Here is a 17,954-nt window from a genome sequence, read left to right as displayed (position 1 = left end):
CAATCGCGGCCAGGATTGGTGGGCCGGCCGCACGTCGGGCATACAATCCGTCCATGCGTCTAGCAATCATTGGGGCGGTCCTGCTCGTCGCCGGCGTGGGGGCGGTGGCAACGGGCACCTTGCCGCAAGCCGAACTTGCGGCGCTGATCGGCCGCGTCGCTCCCATCCTGATGTTCGCTGCCGCGATGACGGTCGTGACCGAGCTGGCCAGCGTGGCCGGCGTTTTTCTCTGGGCTGCCCGCAGGTTCCGGCATTGGGGCCGCGGGCGCAGCGTCGTTCTGTGGATGTTCCTGGCGGTTTTCGCTGCACTCTGCACCATTTTCCTGTCCCTGGACACCACTGCGGTCCTGTTGACACCGATAGTCGTCATCGTGACCCGTCAGGCTGGCCTGCCGGTGCTGCCCTTCGCGCTGACGACGGTGTGGCTGGCGAACACCGCGAGCCTGCTCTTGCCCATTTCCAACCTGACGAACCTCTTGGCCCAGCACAGCTTGGGTGGCATCAGCCCGGCCGCATTCGCGGCCCTGATGTGGGGCGCGTCCCTCGCCGCCATACTCGTACCGCTGGGCTTCGTCGCCGTGGTCTTCCGCCGCGACCTACGCAAGCGCTATCCGCGAATACCGGTCGCCCCGATCCGAACCAACCCAACGACCGGCACGTCGCCGACTCCGAACTCCGATCGTGTACTGCTCGCCGGCAGCTCTATCGTGCTCGTCCTGCTGCTGCCGGCGCTGGTGTCCGGGATCCCCGTCTGGATTCCCGCGCTGGCGGCCGCGCTCCTCTTGGCACTGTTGTTCGCCCTCCGGCTTCCACGAGCGCTCAAGCCGTGGTTGGTCCCGTGGCCGCTGTTGCTGTTCGCCTCCGGCCTCTTTCTGGTCATGGAAACCGCACGCCATCTCGGCGCGCCCGCAGGCTTGGACCAGCTTGCGGGACAAGGTCAGACCCCCGCGGACCTCCTGCGGCTGGCGGCGGTCGGCGCGGTCGGTTCGAATCTTACGAACAACGTGCCCGCCTACCTGTTGGCCGAACCCTTGGCCGAGACGCCGCGACGCCTGGCCGCGTTGCTGATAGGTGTCAATGCCGGTCCGCTGATCACACCTTGGGCGTCACTTGCCACGCTGCTCTGGCACGATCGGCTCACCCGAATGAATGTCCTCATTACGTGGAGGGGCTACGCCCTCTTCGGCCTCGTCGTCGCGCCCCTGACGGTGATTGCCTCGGTGGCCGCCCTGGTGGCCACCGGTCCGTGAGGTGTCCGGCAGCGGGTTGGGGACAATCGGGCCAGAATAGAGAGCAGCGGCCCGGATCCCCGGCGCCCCGGGAGAAGGGCACGGCACATGCTCAGCCTGCAGGACATCGACCAAATCATTCTCAACGGAGGCATCGTTGTGGACACGGTAGGCGAGAAAATCGGCTCCGTGGAGCAAATCTTCACCGGCGGCGACTCCGGCGAGCCGGTCTTCGTCACCGTGCGAACGGGCTTGTTCGGCATGTCCGAGTCTTTCGCGCCGCTGGCCGGGGCGATACTCGAGGAATCCGTGATCAGGCTCGCCTACGTCAAGGACGCGGTAAAAAACGGACCCCGCATCGACAGCGAGCTCGGCACCATCACGGAGGCCCAGGAGCGGGAACTCTACGACTACTACGGGCTCGCGGTTGGCGCCTCCGACATGGAAGGCGACCCCTCAGCCCTCGCCGAAGAGCCTTCGCCGGGCGCACGCCCGGTGTCTGGGGTAGCCGCGCAGGAGCCCCCTCATCCTCATCCCCTTGGCGGCCCGCCGCGGCTGCCGCACCTACACAAGCATGTGCCCCCTCCCCGAGCGCATGGACCAGGTCCGACGCCACCTCACCACCCGCCTCGCCATCCACGGGACCCCGGGTCCAGGCCGTAGCACCAGCCGTTCCGGGAACCATGCCAGCGGAGCAACCCGAGGGGAGGCCGCTGCCCAAGGAGTACGCGGAGTCCGGCGGCAGACGTGGACCCCAGCGGCGCCCGCCCTCCGGCCAGCCCCTGCGCAGTGCTTGGCATCCTCACCAGAACGTGCGGCGGCGCTGTCGGCGACGCGCAGGGGGCCGGTGCCGGAATCGGAACAAGGGACCGGATGCTGCGCCCGGCTTCAACCGAAGTGATCGGCAGCGAAGTCTCGCTCCGGCGTGAGGGGCCGTTGGCGCTGCCAGTGTGCCCATAAGGATGGACACGCCGAGCTCCAGCCGGTGCGTCCAGTGGTCCGCTCAGGGCCGCCTATGCGGCAGGAGCGGCTGTCTCCTCGCCCCGCGCCAACAGTCGCCGCATACCGCCGCGCGAAAGCATAAGAATGATGATCAAGGCGGTCACCGGGAGGAAACCACCGAGCTGGACGGATTCGCCGAAGACAATCGCGACCAGTTCCAGCACCAGCAGCTTGCTCCCTGGGAGCACAAGCACCAGCGCGACGACGCTCACGGCCCGGATCGCAAAGGTCTCCCCCGTCCGGATGCGATCCGCTACCCCCTTCTTGACCCAGAGCACGATCTCCAGGACCACCTTGAGCAGGACGGCCGTCAGTAGCGCCAACAAGAACGTCTCCGAAATGACGGCCGGGAAGAGTTGGATAAAGACGCCGAGAACGACGAGATAGACGAGGACATCCACGAGATCGATCGGTCGGATCCGCATCCGCAGAGTGTATCGGCCCGACCGACGCTCCAACCAGAGGGCGGATGGACACGCTGTCGATCGAGGCGGCGCCAATTTTTGACGTCCACCAGCGTGCCCTCTTCGACGTGAGCGAGCCACCCTCCGCGGGCTGACTCAGGCCCGGGTCTCGGGGTAGCTGCCGTCGCCAAGGTCGGGATCGGGCAGGGTCCCGGCGGGGTCCACAAGGGAGACCGGACGACCATCGAGGCGCACGCGGCGCAGTCCCTCGAGCACCACACGGCGCCCGACGTCGGTGAAGTGGTCCACCCGCGTGGTGTCGAGGACCACCCTGCCGGCACCGACGTCGTTGGAGAGTTGCTCGACGACCACTTCCGCGTCGGTGAAATCCACGGCTCCCTGAAGCTCGTAGACGGTCCGGTCTCCCTCGAGGCGCACGTCCCGCACGGGAGTTGATCGGCCCCGCGAGGGCTGCATCAGGTGCATGCCCATGTCCCGCGAGAGGCGCTCGAACATCTTGACGCCGCGCACGCTGTTGCCATGGGAGTCGAGCCGTGGCGACACCGCGCCGATGCCGACCTGCCCGGGAAGGGCGCCGATCAGCCCGCCGGCAACGCCGCTCTTCGCGGGGATGCCGACGGTGGTCAGCCAGCTGCCCGCGGCGTCGTACATGCCCGATCCCGCCATCACCGCCAACGTGTGGCGGGCCGTCGCGGCATCGACCACGCGCTCCCCGGTCACCGGTTGCACGCCCCCGCAAGCGAGGGTGGCGGCCATCACCGACAGGTCGGTCGCCGTCACCATGATGGAGCATTGGCGGGTGTAGCCGTCCACGACGTCGTGCGCGCCGCCCGAGATGACGCCGTACGTTCGCAGCATGTGAGCGATCGCGAAGTTCCTGTCAGCCGTGGCCATTTCCGACTCGTAGACCGCGCGGTCCACTGCGAGGGCACGGCCCGCGAGACGCGAGAAGAAGTCCAGGACCCGCTCCACGCGCGCGTCCTCGTCGGCCTCCTCCCCCACCAGCAGTTGATGGGTCGCGATCGCACCGGCGTTGATCATCGGGTTCTTCGGCCGGTGGGTGCCGGTCTCGAGCGAAAGCTCGTTGAAGGCCTCGCCGGAGGGCTCGACTCCAACCGTCCGCAGGACCCGCTCCAGTCCACGGTCCATGATTGCCGCCGCGTAGGCGAACGGCTTCGAGATCGACTGGATCGAGAACTCCACGTTCGCGTCGCCTGCCGCATGCGTGTGCCCGTTCACGGTGGTCAGCGCGATGGCGAGCGTTTCTTCGGATGCCTCGGCGAGTTGGGGAATGTAGTCCGCGACGGCCCCGCCGTCGGCTCCTCGGACGGCGTCGACCACTTCAAGGAGGTAATCGGGAACCGGCGACTTCATGGCGGACTCTCCTTCGATTCGGCCCGGACTCCATACGGCGGGTCCTACTGTGTCCGGACACGCGGCGACCAGCGCGCTAGATCGGGCATTGACAGCCTAGCCGAACCAAGAATTGAGAACGGTTCCCCGCTGCTCCCCTGCACGCGCCAAGGGATCAAGGGACCAAGGGATCAAGGGATCAAGGGATCAAGGGATCACAGCAAAGGCACAGGTTTGTGCTAAGTGGGTGCTATTCGGCCGTGTCTAGCTTGTGCCATGAAGTATCAGCCGACGCAGATTTGGGTGAACAAGCATGCACATTGTCAAAACGCTTCATCGTCCGGCCAACGAACGGCGCCACGCGCAACCCTCTAGGGTTGGAGCCGAAATGCCTCGGGAAAGGGGCCGACAACCGAACTACCTGGGCCCCGGACGGATCTTCACCGTCTGCATGGTGCTCTACGCCGTCGGGGTGCTGACGTTCGGAATATACATGCTGCAGACGCTGGGCGACTTGACGATCCTTGCCTTTGCCTTGGTCAGCGCGCCGATCGCCGGACTGGTGGCCTGGGAGCACGAGCGCCAGTACCGGCGGGCGCCCGCCCGGCGACGCCAGCGCGGAGAAGACTGACCGACGCCGGCGCATGGTCCTCGGTTCGGCCCTTCCCTGTCGGCGCTGCGGCGCTCACAACACCGCCGGGCCGTCGCCTCACAGAAAGAGGGCGACCGATCCCGAAAGCACGGCCAGCAGTCCGGCCACGACCACCAGACCGATCACTACGGTCAAGACTCCGATGACGGCCAGACGGACCAATGTTCTCAGCTCGTTCATGTCAGCAACCCCTCCGACGTTTCACGACCACTGCCGCCATGCCGGCCCTCCGTTTTCCCGATTGATCCCCGGTGTGTGGGCGCACGCCCACACACTCCAGTGGAACCCAAGGTTGGGCGTTTAAGGATCCACCACACCGGTCGTTACTCACCCGGAATGATCCGTCGCCAGGCGACATCCTCCGGCCCATCCACGTGTCCCCACCGAGGGGCGGTCCAACGGACGTTCAAGGGCCCTTGTTCCGACCGCCGTGGCGAGACCAAACCGAAAGCGGGTAGCGTCGCGGGCATGGCACGCGTCCTTATCACCGGAATGTCTGGCGCAGGGAAGTCCACCCTCTTGGACGAGCTTGCTCGACGCGGGTACCAGACCGTCGACACCGACTACGACGGATGGACCACGTCCGACGACGGATGGGACCGCGCCCGGATGTCCGCCCTGCTCGCCGGTGCGCCCGACGTCGTTGTCTCCGGCACGGTCGCCAACCAGGGCCGGTTCTACGACCGGTTCGATCACATCGTCCTCCTCAGCGCCCCAATCGATGTGCTCATCGACCGCGTGAGGACCAGGAACAACAACCCCTACGGCCATTCCGAGGTCGAGCAGACGAGGATCCGGAACCATGTCCGAGACATCGAACCCCAGCTCCGCGCCGGCGCGACCCTGGAACTCGACGCGCGCCGCGCGGTCCCGGAACTCGCCGACGTGATCGCGCGTCTCACGGCCCCGACCCGTCCGCCCAGGAGTCCGCTTCCCCGCTAGTCTCCGTGCGCCGAGCCGAGCTCCGGGACATGGAGCCGACTCGGGACCCCGACGAGCCACCCCCACTTGTCGGCGCCGCGGGATAGCCTGAGGGCTCGGACTCGACATCTCCAGGGGGATAACGAATGACTGAACGACCCAAACCTCTCGCCGGCATGCTCCTTCTCGCGATTGCGATGTGGGCCGTCGCCGGGCCGATCGGCCTGTTCGCGGCCGCCATCTACACCCGGAACGGCGGAGGCTTCATCGTGCTGATCGCGGTACTCGTGAGCCTCACCGCCTTCGTCCTCGGCGTCATCGCCGCATACCGTGCCGCGTCCGCGCTCGACTTCATCGTGGATTCCATCCCGCAGCCGGTCATCGAGGCGACCTTGGACTCCGGCGCCAGTAGCACGTACCTGACGCCCGGCGCGGTCACGCCCATCCCCGCCCAACGGAACGCGCCGGAGTCCGCCACGACCGCGACGAACTAGAGCCGCGGCCGGCCCAGCCTGACCCGGCACGTGCGCGTAGGACGGGCGCCATTGTCGAGTGCGTGGCGGGCGCGGGCTGGAGGCGCCGTGCGCCCGAGCGCTCCCCCCGGTCCAACGGTCACGCCCGGCTATCCGGCGGCCGCGGCGTGACCTGACCGTCCCTCGAGTCCTTCCGCCGTCCGGGTGTACCCGGGCCGGCATTGGTCTTCCTGGTTATCAGCCACGTGACGAACCACAGGAGAACACCGATGGCCATCAGGCCCCCGGCCACCTGGTATTGGACGGGATCCCGGCCCACCCACGGTCCGGCGAGGAAGGCGCACAACAGTGCCGCCACCAGCGGCAGTTGTCCCGGCGACGTGAAAAACACCTTGCGGTGGGGATCCCTCTTGCGGCGAAGCACAACGCAGACCACGTTCACCAAGGTGAATACGCACAGCAGCAGGAACGCCGTCGTGCCGGACAGGTTGGCGACGATGTTGCTGTCCGGGTCGCTGCTGACGTACCAGATCAGTCCCAGCGCGAGGACGGTGGAGAACGCGATGCCGGCCCACGGCGTCCGCCGCCCCGGCAGCACCTTCCCCAACGGGCGGGGCAGCACGTCCTGGCGGGCCATGCCATAGATCAGGCGGCTCGCCATCAGCATGTTGATCAGTGCGGTGTTGGCCACCGCGAAGACCGCGAGGAACGGGAAGATCTTGTCGATCGGGAAGTCCGGGGAGCCCTTGTGAACGACCTCCAGGAGGGCGGCGCCCTCCGCTTCCCTGATCCCCTGAAGCTCGGTGGGCGAAAGCACGCTGACCACGGAGACCGCAACCAGCATGTACAGCAACACCGCGATGCCGAGTCCGGTCAGCATCGTCCGCGGGAAGATCCTTTCCGGATCCTTGGTCTCCTCAACCATGTTCACCGAGTCCTCGAAGCCGACCATCGCAAAAAAGGCTATGGAGGTCGCCGCGGTGACCGCCAAGAACAACCCCTTGTCCTGCGAGTCGTTGAAGACGACGATCTCCTCCAGGTTGCCGGTTCCCTGCGCCATCGCGTAGAAGCCGACCCCGATGACGATGCACAGGGCGATCAGCTCGACCAAGGTCAGCACAACGTTGAACTTCACGCTCTCGCCCACGCCGCGCAGGTTGATCACCGCCAGCAGGAGCATAAAGCCGAGTGCGACCGCGGTGACAACACCGCGTTCGGGCATGTCCATCCAGCCGTTGATCTCCAGGCCACCGAAGAAGTTTTGGGCGAGGACGTTCGCGGATGTCGAGGCACTGGTGATGCCTGAACAGACGACGGCGAACGCGACCAGAAAGGTGACGAAATGAATCCCGAACGCCTTGTGCGTATAGAGTGCCGCGCCGGCCGCCTGGGGGTACTGGGTCACCAGTTCCAGATAGGAGAAGGCCGTCAGGGTAGCGACGACGAAGGCGAGCAGGAAAGGCAGCCAGACTATGCCGCCGACGGTGCCGGCCATCGTCCCGGTCACCGCGTAGACGCCGGCGCCGAGGATGTCACCGACGATGAAAAGTAACAGGAGTTTGGGCCCGAGGACCCGCTTCAGCTCGGGTTCCCCGCCCTCGGGAGTGGCGTCGGAGACTTCGTCGGACGTGGTGCTCATGGCTGACCTCCACAGCGGATACACGAATCCTGAGAACTGCAGTTGGCCCCCGTCATGGAGGCGCCCTACCTCACCTTGGTCCCCAAGCCACAATTTGGCAACACCCGTGCGACGCCCTCCCGCCCCGGCGCCGAGGCACACAGGCTGGCGTGGCCCTCACCGGCCGCCGTCGTATCCCCGCGTACCGTTGTGACCCATGCCGAAGTGCGGCGCAGTTGCCCGCGTTCACTCCAGAAGCGAGGTCCCAATGAAGGTCAACGACTATGACAGCTTCGCCGAGAGCTACTCCGTTGAGAACGAGTCCAGCCTCCTCAACGGCTACTACGAACGGCCCGCGATGATCGAGCTCGCCGGGAACGTCGACGGCCGCCGCATCCTCGACGCCGGGTGCGGCTCGGGGCCCCTGTCCGCGGCGCTGCGTGATGGGGGCGCCATTGTGACCGGTTTCGACTCCAGCGCGGCGATGGTGGAACTGGCGAGGCGGAGGCTCGGCGCGGATGCGGCGCTGAGCGTCGGCGATCTCGGCCAACCACTCCCCTACGCCGACGGCGCGTTCGACGACGTGGTGGCATCGCTTGTCCTGCACTACCTTCGCGACTGGACGGAGCCACTTGCCGAGCTGCGGCGCGTCCTTGCGCCGGGTGGCCGCCTCATCCTGTCCGTCAACCACCCCATGGTCTACAGCTTCAACCATCCGGGCACCGACTACTTCGCCATCACGCGGTATTCGGAGGACTACGTCTTCAGCGGGCAGGACGCGGTCCTGACGTTCTGGCACCGGCCGCTGCACGCAATGACGGACGCGTTCACCGAGGCGGGATTCCGCATTGCGGTCGTCAGCGAACCGCCCGCCTCCGCGGACGCGCCCCGCGAACTCTTTCCGCCCCACCTCGGCGACCGGACGGCATTCTTGAGCTTCATCTTTTTCGTCCTGGAAGCGTAGCGGGCCGGCCGGATCCGAGCGGGCGGACGCCGTTGCTCGTCCCCCCGGCGGTTGTGGCTGCCCGGCGACCATGCTGGACGCTAGCCTCATGGTCTGCGCCATGCTCCTCGCGCTCGCGGGCGCCGCCGTCGTGTTCGTTGCACGCCACCGGCTCTCCGTGCGACGCGACCCCAAGCCATTCGATCCGGCGCCGCAGGAGAGTCGGGCCAACCCGCCGCCGTAGTTGGCTCAGCGAGGACGCTCATCCGGTTCCGTCCCTTTCCGCGACGGATGGCTGCCCGGACAATGCTCGACCATGACGGCTGGCGATGTCCTCCCTTGGGCGGGTTCCGCGGCTGAGTAGCTCCGATAGGGTGAAACGACCGCTCGCGGCGTTCCGAATGGCGCCCATTGGGCCCAACGGGAAGGCACCACATGCCGGGATGGACAGACGCGATCGCTTGGGGCGCCCGAGCCACGTCCGTGGAGCAATCCACTGGTGGCCGCGAAATACTGGTGGGCATCGTCTTCGGCACCCTACTGGTTGCCGCCGCTGTGTGGCTCGTTGTTTCGGGACGGAGGGATCCCCGGCGAAAGTCCGGCTCCCACGAGGAACACCGAATCGCAAGGGAGGCCCACCAGCAGCGGCCCGAGCAGAAGGCCGTGGCGGACACGCTCAGCAAGAACCACGTGCGCTTCGGGAAGACCTTCTAGCTGGGCGCCGCCCCGCCGGCCAGACTGGCACGGATCCGGTCCACCTCGGATGCCAGCATGCCGCGTTGGTCTCCCAGCCATCGGCGCACCTGCATGTCGAGTATTGCTTGGCACACGAGATCGTCGAAACCGAAGTGGTCTCCAAGCCGCGCGCGGGCTTCGTCCACGCTCTTGGCCCGCTCCACGATGTGGAAAACCTCTTCCCGCCGATCCTGGGCCTCGCCTATGCCGTCCGAGTCGACCACGCGAAGCGCGATGCAGATGTTCTCAACGCTGTTGGCGGTGCACAACCGGTAGTCTCCGGGGCGGATGGTGTCCGGGATGCCGTGTCCGGGCCGGGACCCCCGACGCAGATGTCGACCCAGCCCTTGCCCACGCCATGCCGCGGCGCCGGGATCGTCCTGTCCGGCGCCACGGGGCCCGTCACGCCACAGCCGGCGAGCATGGCGCCGAGGCATACGCCCATGACACCTATCGGCCCCGGCTTCCGGCCCGCGTTGGAGGAGAATCCGACCACGTACGTCCGGATCAACGCGGAGTTGTGTCGGGCTTCTCCCGGACGATCCCGTGCAGAGGCGTGTCGCTGCGCTGGAGTTCGGCCAGTGCGTCGGCGACGCCCCTCCGGACCGCGCCGCGAACGATTCCCGAGATGATGTAGGAGAAGATCGCAAGAAAAACGACCGTGAGAACCAGGCTGTTGAGTCCCGTGGCATCCATACGGCCAGCCTAGCGCGGCCAGCGGGTGCCCTTTAGGGCACCGAGTCCATGGAGCCTTTGATTCTCGCCTCCAGTGACTTCGGCACGGTGTGCCGGGCAATCAGCGACATGGCCGCGGGGTCCGCTTCGCGCAGCACCCCCAAGAGGATGTGTTCCACTCCGATGTAGCCGTCCTTGCGCTCCATCGACGCGCGCAGGCTGCATTCGAGTACTGCTTTAGCTCCGCGGCTGAACGGCATGTGCCCGCCTCCGCGTGAGCCGAAGAGCCCTCGTCGCGGGGCCGGTCCGGCCGCGTCCAGGGCGCCGGGACCGAATTGCGCATCCACGGCGCTCCGGACGGCATGGAGGTCAACGCCGACGGACTCGAGCGCGAGGGCGTCTTCCTGACCAAGGTCCGGGTTCATGGTCTGCACCTCCGCGCGCAGCCGGTCGGCGGTCAAGCCGGACTCGGACAATACGCCGGCCACCGGCAAACCTGAGGTTTCGGCCGCGGTGACCGCGCCGAGCAGCACGTGCACCGGAAGAATCCGCACGGCGCCCAGTGCGCGTCCGACCTCCTTTGCCGTGACGACGCTTTGGCGGGCCTGCGGCGTAAACCGTTCGAACATGACCTCACTTCACTTTCCGGTTGTATTTCTGATGCACCGCTTGCTTGCTGACGCCGAGTTCATCGGCAATCGCCTGCCACGACCAGCCCTGTGCGCGGGCATTGCCGACCTGGACGGCCTCCAGTCGGTCGCGGAGCCGGCCCAGTGCGACGACGGCCCTCAGTCCCGTCGCGGGATCCGGGCTGGCCGCCATCGCGGCGATCGGGGAATGATCTTTCATACGCGTCAATATAAGTTGACGCGCGTCGGATGTCAATGCAAGTTGACAAGGAGAACATCCGTGGCCGGTGGCGTGCGGACGAGCGGGCCGGCCCTCGACTCCTGGATGTCTCCGATCGACAGGATCTTCCCGTCTATCCGGGGTTTTCCGATCCCCTCGTGAACGGCATGCGGGTGCAAGGATGATGGCATGACGACAAACGCGGAGGCGCTTCTCAGCGGGCCCAGGGGGCGCCGCCTGTGTCTGGAACTCGCACGGGCGCTGGATGCGGACATCGACATCGCCGTGTTCTGCCTGGGGTACGACCTCGATCCGGGCCGCGGGACATCGAGGGTCACAGCCACGTCAGACGACGACGGCGCGCCGACTCGCGAGCATGCCACCGTCGAGCAGTTGATGTCAGCGCTCTCGTCCCTCGACCCGGCCAGCCTCGGAGAGGACCGGATCAGTGCCGCCCTCGAGCGGTCGGTCCAATCGGCGGCTTACTGGCAGCGCCCCGACGGGGAGGACACGCTCGCTGGCGTCCCCGGCGTCATGTCCGCCCTCTCCCCACTTGCGGAACGGGTCGTTGGCACACAATCCACGCAGTGGTGGGGAAAACCGCGCCGGGACGAGCAATGGGCCATCAACTGGCGACACTCCGATGCCCCGGTGGCCCCGCCAAAGGAACCGCTCGAGATCTTGGCCGCGTGGGCACGAGGCGTGCGCGCGGAGGAGGCGCAGGCCGCCCGCGAACACCCGCACGACCCCGCAGCCGATTGCACGGGATCGTGGTGGTCTATTCCGGCAGGGGTTTTCCAGACCGTCGGGCAGATCCCGTCCGGGCTACGCCTGGTGGAGGACTCGCACGATGCGGAGCATGCGACGACGATTCCCATTCGTGGACGCGGCACGACGTTCGAGATCCGCTCGGCCGAGGACTGGGCATCGCCCTGTCGCGCCCATCCGCTCGAGGTCACGGCCTCCCGCCGGCACGATTGGTTCCGCGCCACCGGACGCGACGGCCGATGGGTAAGTCCGGACTGGGAAAGTGTCGCGGGCGAGTGGGATGCCGTGCACCTGACCGCATTGGCCTACCTGGGCGGCGCGGCGCCCGCGATACCGGTGAACGCGGACACGGCATCAGTCATTGCCGGCTGGGATCCAGACGCCACGATTTGGCTGACGGGCGCCGCGGAAGAAGCGGAGGGCCCACGCGAGACCTGGCACCGCGCAAAACACGACGCCCCGTGGACCCCAGGTCGTGGCTCCGGGCGACGCGCATGACGGCTCGCGGCGACGAGGTGCCCCACCAACGCCTCGGAGCAGCGCATCAAACGCGCTGGGGGGCGAAGGGCTTCCCGCCTAGAGGCTGCGGTTGTTCGACTCGACGACCTTGGAGTCTGCCGGGCGGTCGGCGGTGCCCGCGTCGGCGTGGTTTTCGTCCTTCATCTGGCGCACCTCGGACTTGAAGATGCGAAGCGACTGCCCCATCGACCGGGCCAGACCCGGGAGTTTCGGAGCACCAAAAAGCAACAGCGCCAAAACGAGAATGATGACAATCTGCCATCCCTGAAGACCAAACATGGGAGCTTCCTTTCGTCCGTTCCAGCCTACGTCACATCCGTGTAGCGCCGGGTCGCCCCGGGCGAACCGGCGAGTGGATGCCCCTACGCTTCGGGGCGCTCACGTAGCCAGAGCGCAAGAACCAGCGCCGCGCCGCAAACCCAAGCAGCCAGCGGCCATCCCCACGCGCCGGGTTCGGGTGGAAGCAGCGCGCCGTCCATCTGCCAAGGCCACAGGGCCCGCAACGATCCCAGGATTAAGCCGATGCTGGCCAGGAGCGTCGCCCTGCGGTGGACCGTCAGCAGGTAGGCGAGGAACCGGACGAACGTCCCGACCCCGGCGGCCGCACCAAGGACGAAGACTGCAAGATATGCGAAGTCCCTGTCACCCACCGCCGCGAGTGTCGGCTCGTACATGCCCAAGGTAAGCAGGATGAACGAGCCGGACAACCCAGGCAGGGCCAGTGCGCAGACCGCCACGGCGCCACTGAGGGCGATCACCCACCAGGTGGGATCCTCGCGCGAAGGCGCGGGCAGGCCAAGGAGGAGGAACACGACGCCGGCGATGCCGAGCACCAGCACCGCCTCGGTGGCCAGCCTTGGCGCGGAACCCGACACCGTGCCGCGAACCATTGAGGCGGGCACCAGAAGGCTCGCAGTCACCATGCCGAGGAACAGGGACCGGGTGAGGATGGGCTGGGCCTCGACCAGGTGGTGGAGCGGTCCGGACAATGCGAACAGGGCCATGAACATCCCTAAACACAGCGGCAAGACCATGGGCCACTCGACGCGGCGGAAGCTGGCACGGGCACGCACCCTCGTTCGGCGTCTCGCGCTCATCACGACCGCGTGGACGAGGATGCTGGCCGACTCGATGAGCCGCTCGTAGAGGCCGAGGATCAGCGCGACCGTCCCACCCGAGACACCGGGAACCAATTCGACGAGACCGATGAGCGCACCGCGAAACACATGGCCTATCTTGATTCGAACCTGGGCGAACGGGCGCGGCGGGACAGCGACTGATTCTGGGGGCATCACCCAACCCAATCCCATCGGACTGGAGCTTGTCCCCGACACACGGCGGAGGTGACCACCTTGTGACCTGCCGATTTCCATCGCCGCCCTCGTTCGGCCGGGGCGGTCACCGCCCGTTGCGGTCGTTGGCCATGCGCCTATTCGACGCTACGCGTGAGAGCGGTGAGGAATTTGGCGACGGCTGCCAGCTCGGCCGGAGTGAGGGATTCGGCCGCGGCCAGCATCCGCCGGTGCATCTCCCCGAGCGTGGACCTCACCTCGTCGTCGCTCTTGGCCGTCGGCATGATCGCCACCGAGCGACGATCCTCCGGATGCGCGACCCGCTCGGCGTACCCGTCACGGCACAGCCGGTCCACCAGTCCGCTGGCGGACGCGCTGGTGATTTGCAGGGCCTCGGCGAGGTCCCGCTGCCGGACCAGGCGGTCCGACCGGGCCTCACGGAGGAGGAACCGGAGCGCGACCAAATCCGTCTCTCCCATGCCCATCGAGTCCCGGGTCCTCAGCCGCATCCGGCGCTCCGCCTCCCGATACGTGCGCAGCAGGTTCAGCACATCCACCGGGTCGGGCCCGGACCCGGAGTCCTGGTACCAGTAGCCGCCCTCGCTCGTCGTTGAGGTATCGATGGTCACGGCCCTCCTTCGGTCGGCGGCCCGCCCACTGGGCCAACAGCTTGCGCATCGCAAAACATTTTGTATAGGCTGACTAACAATTAGTTTACCGAACCCATACTACCGCAGCGCCCGCCCCTTACGCCGTAAGACTACGGAGGGGTCCGCCTGATGCACGTGAGAGGGACGGACGATGAGCACGACAACCGAAGCGCCGCGGACCGGCCATACGCCGGTCAGGCCCTTCTCGTGGGAAACCAGAACCGCCATGCTGGCGCGCAGCGCTTCCCGAGCCGCCCTGGAGCTGCCCGGAGTGATGCACGCGGAGTTCAGGGTTGCCGGCGGACCCTCCGCACTGGTCCTGCACGTGGACTGCCGGCTGCGCCAGCAGGGCGACCCCTCGTCCACGATGAAGCGGATCGCGGACTCGATCGTCGAAGACCTCGAAAACTTCATCGGCGTCCGCTTCGCCGAGCGCCACCTCGACTTCACGATCTCCGAGTCGCCGTCGAAACCCGCACCCGCCGCCACCGCGCACCCGCTGGCCGAGGTTCCCGGCATGGCCGCCGACACCCGCGACCTGCCCACCTCCCCCCTCGGGGACCCGCTGGGCACACACACCGCACCCAGGAGAGCCCGCGGCACGCGAAAGCTCTCGACCGCCCCCTGAACCGGGCCGCCGGCCCCGCGGCGCGGCCCCCACCAACGCGTGCCCGGAATCCTCCGGACACCGGCCAAGAAACACCAACCACGAAGGAGAACACCATGGGACTCGGAGACAAGATCGGGAACAAGGCCCAGGAGACCACCGGGAAGGTCAAGGAAGGCCTCGGCGACGCGACCGACAACCACCGCCTCGAGGCGGAGGGGAAGGCCGACCAGGCCGAAGCCAACACCAAGCAGGCCGGCGAACACGTCAAGGACGCCGCGAAAGACATCACCAACAAGTAGACCGCCCGGGCCGCCCCACGACGGGGCGGCCCGCCCGGCCGCCCTCCCGGCGGCCGCACACCAAAGGACACCACCCCATGATCGGTTTCATCGTCGCAGGACTCGTTATCGGCGCCCTCGCACGCCTCGTCAAGCCGGGCAAGCAAAACCTAGGCCTCATCGCCACCCTCCTGCTCGGCCTCGCCGGATCCGTCATCGGCGGGCTCGTCGCGAACCTCCTCGGCACCGGGGACATCTTCGAACTCAACGTCATCGGCTTCGTCGTCGCGGTGATCGCGTCCGTCCTGCTCATCGGCGTCGCCGAGAGCCTCGCCGGACGCCGCAGCGCCCGCCGCTAGCCCACGGGATCGGGCCCCGCGATTCGACCGACCGGGACTTTGCCCTACGGCTTTCCCCCGGCTATTCGATGCAATTTGTGAGCGTGGTCAGGAATTTGGCCACGGCCGCCGTCTCCTCCGGGGTAAGGGACTCGGCGGCGGCAAGCATGCGCCGATGCATCTCCCCCAGAGTGGACCTGACTTCCTCGTCGCTCTTCCGGGTCGGCCGGATGGCAACGGACCGGCGGTCCTCGGGGTGGTCGATCCTCTCCGCGTAGCCGTCGCGGCACAGCCTGTCGACAAGGGCGCTGGCGGATGCGCTGGTGATGTCAAGGGCCTCGGCCAAGTCCCTCTGGCGAATGGGACGTCCGGTCCGGGATGCCCGAAGCAGGAAGCGCAGGGCTATGAGATCCGTTTCCCCCATGCCCATCGAGTCGCGCGTGCGATGGCGCATCCGCCGCTCGGCCTCGCGATACTTGCGCAGGAGGTTGAGGACGTCGACGGCTTCAGGACCCGAGCCCGAATCCTGATACCAGTAGCCCGCCCCTCCCCCACCAATACCCTCGTCACCCATACCTGTCCCCATTCCTCGGTCATTCCGTTACACGACAGCATAAATCTCTTGCGCCGAGCCCTCTGCAACATATAGCCTGTCTAACCATTAGATTATCGAACGATAACTTTGATACCACGGTCGGGGATGCGGGACCGGAGGAGTCAACTATCCGTGCACGGACCAACAAGACGAAGCGGGGCGAGGCATGAAGACTCAGGAGGAGCATCAGCTCAGGACCTTGCAGGAAGCCGTGCGCGCATCTTTCATCAGCCAAGGGGACCTCTGGCAGACCTACTCCCGGCTGGGCGGGATTGCCGGTCATGTCGAGGTAGAGGCCCACATTTGCGGGCTCGTCCCACTTCCGAGCGAGGAGCGCGACCTCTTGGCCACCGCCGCCAATGCGCTCATCGACGCTCTACCCCCGCTGCCCCGCGCAACCTACAGTAATGGCCGCAACGAGTGGTTCCCCGCCGGTACGCCGACTGATTAGGTTCCAATCAAAGGGACTGGTCCGTCCAATGGCCGGTCCGGCTTGTCCACCTCGCGCCTTGCGCAGCCATGTGCTCCACGATGACTCTCGCCCGCTCCGCCGGCGAGCTCCCGTCGATCTCGGACGTCCCCCCGTTGTGGAGGAAGACAACGTCGCCACGACCGAGCGGCGTGGTCTTGCGGCAAAGAACGGTTCCGACGACCTGACCGTAGCGCAGTTCGATGCGAAGGTGTTCTCCCTGGTCCGCCACGCCCGTGACCGCTGCGGGCGAATGGTTCCTCAGTTGGCTGAGCAAGTTGTGCATGGCCCGGTCCTTTCAATCGTGCTGAACCTTGTGTGTCCACAACTCGGCAGGACGCCGTAGCAGGGGAGAGATTGTTGCGTCGGGCTCCTGGTGCCGCATGGGCCCGAACGGGCCGGCCGAGGTCAGGCGGGAAGCGTCGCGAGGTCGTATTCGGCCGCGTGCAAAAGTCGCCTCTCCCCGGTGCCGTACTCCCACACCCACAGGACACCCAAGCCAGGGGCGGCGAGATCGACGCGCCCGCGGATCTCGACGCCGAGGACATCCGTGGCCAGAACCTCCTCTCCCCCGGCGAGTGTGCCCAGCATGTCCGTTCCCCTCATCGGGTCCCCCTCCCCTCGGCCGGTGCGGCATGTCCCTCTAGTGTCCCCGGCGACCGCGGCCGGCGGGTTACCGCGGTGTTAAGTCTTCGGTCGCCGGGCGGGCCACGGCACCTGTCGTCGGAGGCGAAAGTGGCCGGCCCGGTGCGGGGCGACCACAACCGGGGCCGCCGATCCTTACCGCCCCGAACGGCCGTCCCCTAGAATTGGCCGATGCCACAGGACTCGCCAGACGGCGCGCAGTTGGGCAACCCGGGCATCTGGTACGTCGCCTACGGCTCCAACATGCTCCCGTCCCGCTTGCGCCGGTACCTGCCCTCGCGGAGCGAGCCGCTTCGCGCGCGCCCCGTCCGACTCCGAAACATCGTCTATTTCGCCGGTCAGTCCAGGGTCTGGGGCCAGTCGGTCGCATTCTTGACGCCGACCGCGGACGAACACGCGCCACCCCGGACCCTGGCCGTCGCCTACCGCGTCACCGAGTCCGAGCTTCACGACGTCGCGGTCGGGGAGAACGCGGTCGACTTTGCCTTCGACGGCTTTCTCCCGTCCCTCGTCGAAGTGGCGTCCGCCGTCGAATTGCCGGTGATTGTCGACGCATCCCCCTATCGCGGCAAGTACAACCTGCTCCTGCGGCTTGACGACATCGAAGGGTCGCCCGCGTACACCGTGACCACGAGCCGCGACCTGAAGCGCGGACGCCCCGCCGCCGGATACCTCGACGTCATTGCCCGCGGGCTCGCGACCGCCCCCAACACGCGCTGGTCCACGACCGAGGCCTCCACCTATGTCGGGGAGCTATGCGCGTCGGGCAAGGTTTGATAACGGGCAGCCCCTAGATGCCAAAGTGCGAGGCACTGTGCATAGGATGCCGGTGGGGCCGCGGCCAATGGGGGCAACGGCAGCACGAGGGGATTGTCATGGCCTTGGGCACGCGTACGCGTCAAATGCACGAAACGG

At 67.0% G+C, this 17,954-nt stretch carries 28 protein-coding genes; 14 read left to right on the top strand and 14 right to left on the bottom strand.

Going from position 1 to position 17,954, the window contains the following annotated elements; all coding sequences use genetic code 11:
• Positions 1 to 53: 53 nt before the first annotated feature.
• Together AC3ZJJ_RS05460 and AC3ZJJ_RS05455 are read left to right on the top strand one after the other, a co-directional pair.
• A complete protein-coding gene (locus AC3ZJJ_RS05460; RefSeq protein WP_489894285.1) occupies positions 54 to 1,250 on the top strand; it encodes an ArsB/NhaD family transporter in 1,197 nt (398 codons plus the stop codon).
• Positions 1,251 to 1,337: 87 nt separating this feature from the next.
• On the top strand, positions 1,338 to 1,892 hold the full coding sequence (locus AC3ZJJ_RS05455; protein WP_489894283.1) for a hypothetical protein: 555 nt from the start codon (positions 1,338 to 1,340) through the stop codon (positions 1,890 to 1,892).
• A 350-nt stretch (positions 1,893 to 2,242) separates the two neighbouring features.
• Here the strand turns inward: AC3ZJJ_RS05455 and AC3ZJJ_RS05450 are convergent, their stop codons facing one another.
• Both AC3ZJJ_RS05450 and AC3ZJJ_RS05445 read right to left on the bottom strand, forming a co-directional pair.
• Complete coding sequence (locus tag AC3ZJJ_RS05450) at positions 2,243 to 2,656, bottom strand: hypothetical protein (protein ID WP_489894281.1); 414 nt, start codon at positions 2,654 to 2,656, stop codon at positions 2,243 to 2,245.
• 135 nt (positions 2,657 to 2,791) lie between these two features.
• A complete protein-coding gene (locus tag AC3ZJJ_RS05445) occupies positions 2,792 to 4,030 on the bottom strand; it encodes a glutaminase (protein WP_489894279.1) in 1,239 nt (412 codons plus the stop codon).
• Between the two features lie 367 nt (positions 4,031 to 4,397).
• Between AC3ZJJ_RS05445 and AC3ZJJ_RS05440 the strand changes: the two genes are divergently transcribed.
• Positions 4,398 to 4,640: a hypothetical protein gene (locus AC3ZJJ_RS05440; RefSeq protein ID WP_489894277.1), complete on the top strand. Its 243-nt coding sequence runs from the start codon at positions 4,398 to 4,400 to the stop codon at positions 4,638 to 4,640.
• A gap of 78 nt (positions 4,641 to 4,718) precedes the next feature.
• Here the strand turns inward: AC3ZJJ_RS05440 and AC3ZJJ_RS05435 are convergent, their stop codons facing one another.
• A complete protein-coding gene (locus AC3ZJJ_RS05435; RefSeq protein ID WP_489894275.1) occupies positions 4,719 to 4,841 on the bottom strand; it encodes a hypothetical protein in 123 nt (40 codons plus the stop codon).
• Positions 4,842 to 5,129: 288 nt separating this feature from the next.
• Here AC3ZJJ_RS05435 and AC3ZJJ_RS05430 point away from each other — a divergent pair, with 288 nt between their 5' ends.
• A complete protein-coding gene (locus AC3ZJJ_RS05430) occupies positions 5,130 to 5,603 on the top strand; it encodes an AAA family ATPase (protein ID WP_489894273.1) in 474 nt (157 codons plus the stop codon).
• Between the two features lie 125 nt (positions 5,604 to 5,728).
• A complete protein-coding gene (locus AC3ZJJ_RS05425) occupies positions 5,729 to 6,076 on the top strand; it encodes a hypothetical protein (RefSeq protein ID WP_489894271.1) in 348 nt (115 codons plus the stop codon).
• A 118-nt stretch (positions 6,077 to 6,194) separates the two neighbouring features.
• Here AC3ZJJ_RS05425 and AC3ZJJ_RS05420 read toward each other — a convergent pair whose 3' ends face one another.
• Entirely contained in the window at positions 6,195 to 7,694 is a 1,500-nt protein-coding gene (locus AC3ZJJ_RS05420) for an APC family permease (protein WP_489894269.1), read from the bottom strand.
• A 247-nt stretch (positions 7,695 to 7,941) separates the two neighbouring features.
• On the opposite strand from AC3ZJJ_RS05420, the gene AC3ZJJ_RS05415 reads away from it, so the two are divergent.
• The 3 genes from AC3ZJJ_RS05415 to AC3ZJJ_RS05405 all read left to right on the top strand — a co-directional run bounded on the left by AC3ZJJ_RS05415 (position 7,942) and on the right by AC3ZJJ_RS05405 (position 9,330).
• Complete coding sequence (locus AC3ZJJ_RS05415) at positions 7,942 to 8,637, top strand: class I SAM-dependent methyltransferase (RefSeq protein WP_489894267.1); 696 nt, start codon at positions 7,942 to 7,944, stop codon at positions 8,635 to 8,637.
• Positions 8,638 to 8,707: 70 nt separating this feature from the next.
• Entirely contained in the window at positions 8,708 to 8,860 is a 153-nt protein-coding gene (locus AC3ZJJ_RS05410; RefSeq protein ID WP_489894265.1) for a hypothetical protein, read from the top strand.
• Between the two features lie 191 nt (positions 8,861 to 9,051).
• A complete protein-coding gene (locus AC3ZJJ_RS05405) occupies positions 9,052 to 9,330 on the top strand; it encodes a hypothetical protein (RefSeq protein WP_489894263.1) in 279 nt (92 codons plus the stop codon).
• Here the strand turns inward: AC3ZJJ_RS05405 and AC3ZJJ_RS05400 are convergent.
• From AC3ZJJ_RS05400 to AC3ZJJ_RS05385, 4 genes are all read right to left on the bottom strand, one after another.
• A complete protein-coding gene (locus AC3ZJJ_RS05400; protein ID WP_489894261.1) occupies positions 9,327 to 9,620 on the bottom strand; it encodes a hypothetical protein in 294 nt (97 codons plus the stop codon). The genes AC3ZJJ_RS05405 and AC3ZJJ_RS05400 overlap by 4 nt on opposite strands.
• 238 nt (positions 9,621 to 9,858) lie before the next feature.
• Positions 9,859 to 10,047 (bottom strand): hypothetical protein, encoded by a 189-nt coding sequence (locus AC3ZJJ_RS05395; protein ID WP_489894259.1) that lies wholly within the window; start codon positions 10,045 to 10,047, stop codon positions 9,859 to 9,861.
• Between the two features lie 32 nt (positions 10,048 to 10,079).
• Complete coding sequence (locus tag AC3ZJJ_RS05390) at positions 10,080 to 10,655, bottom strand: Clp protease N-terminal domain-containing protein (protein ID WP_489894257.1); 576 nt, start codon at positions 10,653 to 10,655, stop codon at positions 10,080 to 10,082.
• Positions 10,656 to 10,659: 4 nt separating this feature from the next.
• On the bottom strand, positions 10,660 to 10,875 hold the full coding sequence (locus tag AC3ZJJ_RS05385; RefSeq protein ID WP_489894255.1) for a helix-turn-helix domain-containing protein: 216 nt from the start codon (positions 10,873 to 10,875) through the stop codon (positions 10,660 to 10,662).
• Positions 10,876 to 11,064: 189 nt separating this feature from the next.
• On the opposite strand from AC3ZJJ_RS05385, the gene AC3ZJJ_RS05380 reads away from it, so the two are divergent.
• Positions 11,065 to 12,141 (top strand): hypothetical protein, encoded by a 1,077-nt coding sequence (locus AC3ZJJ_RS05380; protein WP_489894253.1) that lies wholly within the window; start codon positions 11,065 to 11,067, stop codon positions 12,139 to 12,141.
• 78 nt (positions 12,142 to 12,219) lie between these two features.
• Here the strand turns inward: AC3ZJJ_RS05380 and tatA are convergent, their stop codons facing one another.
• The 3 genes from tatA to AC3ZJJ_RS05365 all read right to left on the bottom strand — a co-directional run bounded on the left by tatA (position 12,220) and on the right by AC3ZJJ_RS05365 (position 14,083).
• Entirely contained in the window at positions 12,220 to 12,441 is a 222-nt protein-coding gene (gene tatA, locus AC3ZJJ_RS05375; protein WP_489894251.1) for a Sec-independent protein translocase subunit TatA, read from the bottom strand.
• Positions 12,442 to 12,524: 83 nt separating this feature from the next.
• A complete protein-coding gene (locus tag AC3ZJJ_RS05370; RefSeq protein WP_489894249.1) occupies positions 12,525 to 13,388 on the bottom strand; it encodes a DUF368 domain-containing protein in 864 nt (287 codons plus the stop codon).
• A 203-nt stretch (positions 13,389 to 13,591) separates the two neighbouring features.
• Entirely contained in the window at positions 13,592 to 14,083 is a 492-nt protein-coding gene (locus tag AC3ZJJ_RS05365; RefSeq protein WP_489894247.1) for a MarR family winged helix-turn-helix transcriptional regulator, read from the bottom strand.
• Between the two features lie 172 nt (positions 14,084 to 14,255).
• Between AC3ZJJ_RS05365 and AC3ZJJ_RS05360 the strand changes: the two genes are divergently transcribed.
• The 3 genes from AC3ZJJ_RS05360 (at position 14,256) to AC3ZJJ_RS05350 (ending at position 15,351) form a co-directional block, all read left to right on the top strand.
• Entirely contained in the window at positions 14,256 to 14,732 is a 477-nt protein-coding gene (locus AC3ZJJ_RS05360) for a hypothetical protein (RefSeq protein ID WP_489894245.1), read from the top strand.
• A 95-nt stretch (positions 14,733 to 14,827) separates the two neighbouring features.
• Positions 14,828 to 15,013, top strand: a complete 186-nt coding sequence (locus AC3ZJJ_RS05355) for a CsbD family protein (RefSeq protein ID WP_489894243.1) — start codon at positions 14,828 to 14,830, stop codon at positions 15,011 to 15,013.
• A gap of 77 nt (positions 15,014 to 15,090) precedes the next feature.
• A complete protein-coding gene (locus AC3ZJJ_RS05350; RefSeq protein ID WP_489894241.1) occupies positions 15,091 to 15,351 on the top strand; it encodes a GlsB/YeaQ/YmgE family stress response membrane protein in 261 nt (86 codons plus the stop codon).
• A 61-nt stretch (positions 15,352 to 15,412) separates the two neighbouring features.
• Here the strand turns inward: AC3ZJJ_RS05350 and AC3ZJJ_RS05345 are convergent, their stop codons facing one another.
• Positions 15,413 to 15,904, bottom strand: coding sequence for a MarR family winged helix-turn-helix transcriptional regulator (locus tag AC3ZJJ_RS05345; protein WP_489894239.1), 492 nt, complete (start codon positions 15,902 to 15,904; stop codon positions 15,413 to 15,415).
• Between the two features lie 187 nt (positions 15,905 to 16,091).
• On the opposite strand from AC3ZJJ_RS05345, the gene AC3ZJJ_RS05340 reads away from it, so the two are divergent.
• Positions 16,092 to 16,376 carry a hypothetical protein gene (locus tag AC3ZJJ_RS05340; RefSeq protein ID WP_489894237.1) on the top strand — a complete coding sequence of 95 codons (285 nt, stop codon included), beginning with the start codon at positions 16,092 to 16,094 and terminating at the stop codon, positions 16,374 to 16,376.
• Positions 16,377 to 16,383: 7 nt separating this feature from the next.
• Here the strand turns inward: AC3ZJJ_RS05340 and AC3ZJJ_RS05335 are convergent, their stop codons facing one another.
• Both AC3ZJJ_RS05335 and AC3ZJJ_RS05330 read right to left on the bottom strand, forming a co-directional pair.
• Positions 16,384 to 16,680 carry a hypothetical protein gene (locus tag AC3ZJJ_RS05335; protein WP_489894235.1) on the bottom strand — a complete coding sequence of 99 codons (297 nt, stop codon included), beginning with the start codon at positions 16,678 to 16,680 and terminating at the stop codon, positions 16,384 to 16,386.
• Positions 16,681 to 16,802: 122 nt separating this feature from the next.
• Positions 16,803 to 17,000 (bottom strand): hypothetical protein, encoded by a 198-nt coding sequence (locus AC3ZJJ_RS05330; RefSeq protein WP_489894233.1) that lies wholly within the window; start codon positions 16,998 to 17,000, stop codon positions 16,803 to 16,805.
• Between the two features lie 210 nt (positions 17,001 to 17,210).
• Between AC3ZJJ_RS05330 and AC3ZJJ_RS05325 the strand changes: the two genes are divergently transcribed.
• A complete protein-coding gene (locus tag AC3ZJJ_RS05325; protein ID WP_489894229.1) occupies positions 17,211 to 17,816 on the top strand; it encodes a hypothetical protein in 606 nt (201 codons plus the stop codon).
• The last annotated feature ends 138 nt before the right edge of the window (positions 17,817 to 17,954 follow it).

It is taken from the genome of Arthrobacter sp. AOP29-A2-19, assembly GCF_058138025.1.
This window is presented reverse-complemented; position numbering and strand designations above follow the sequence as displayed.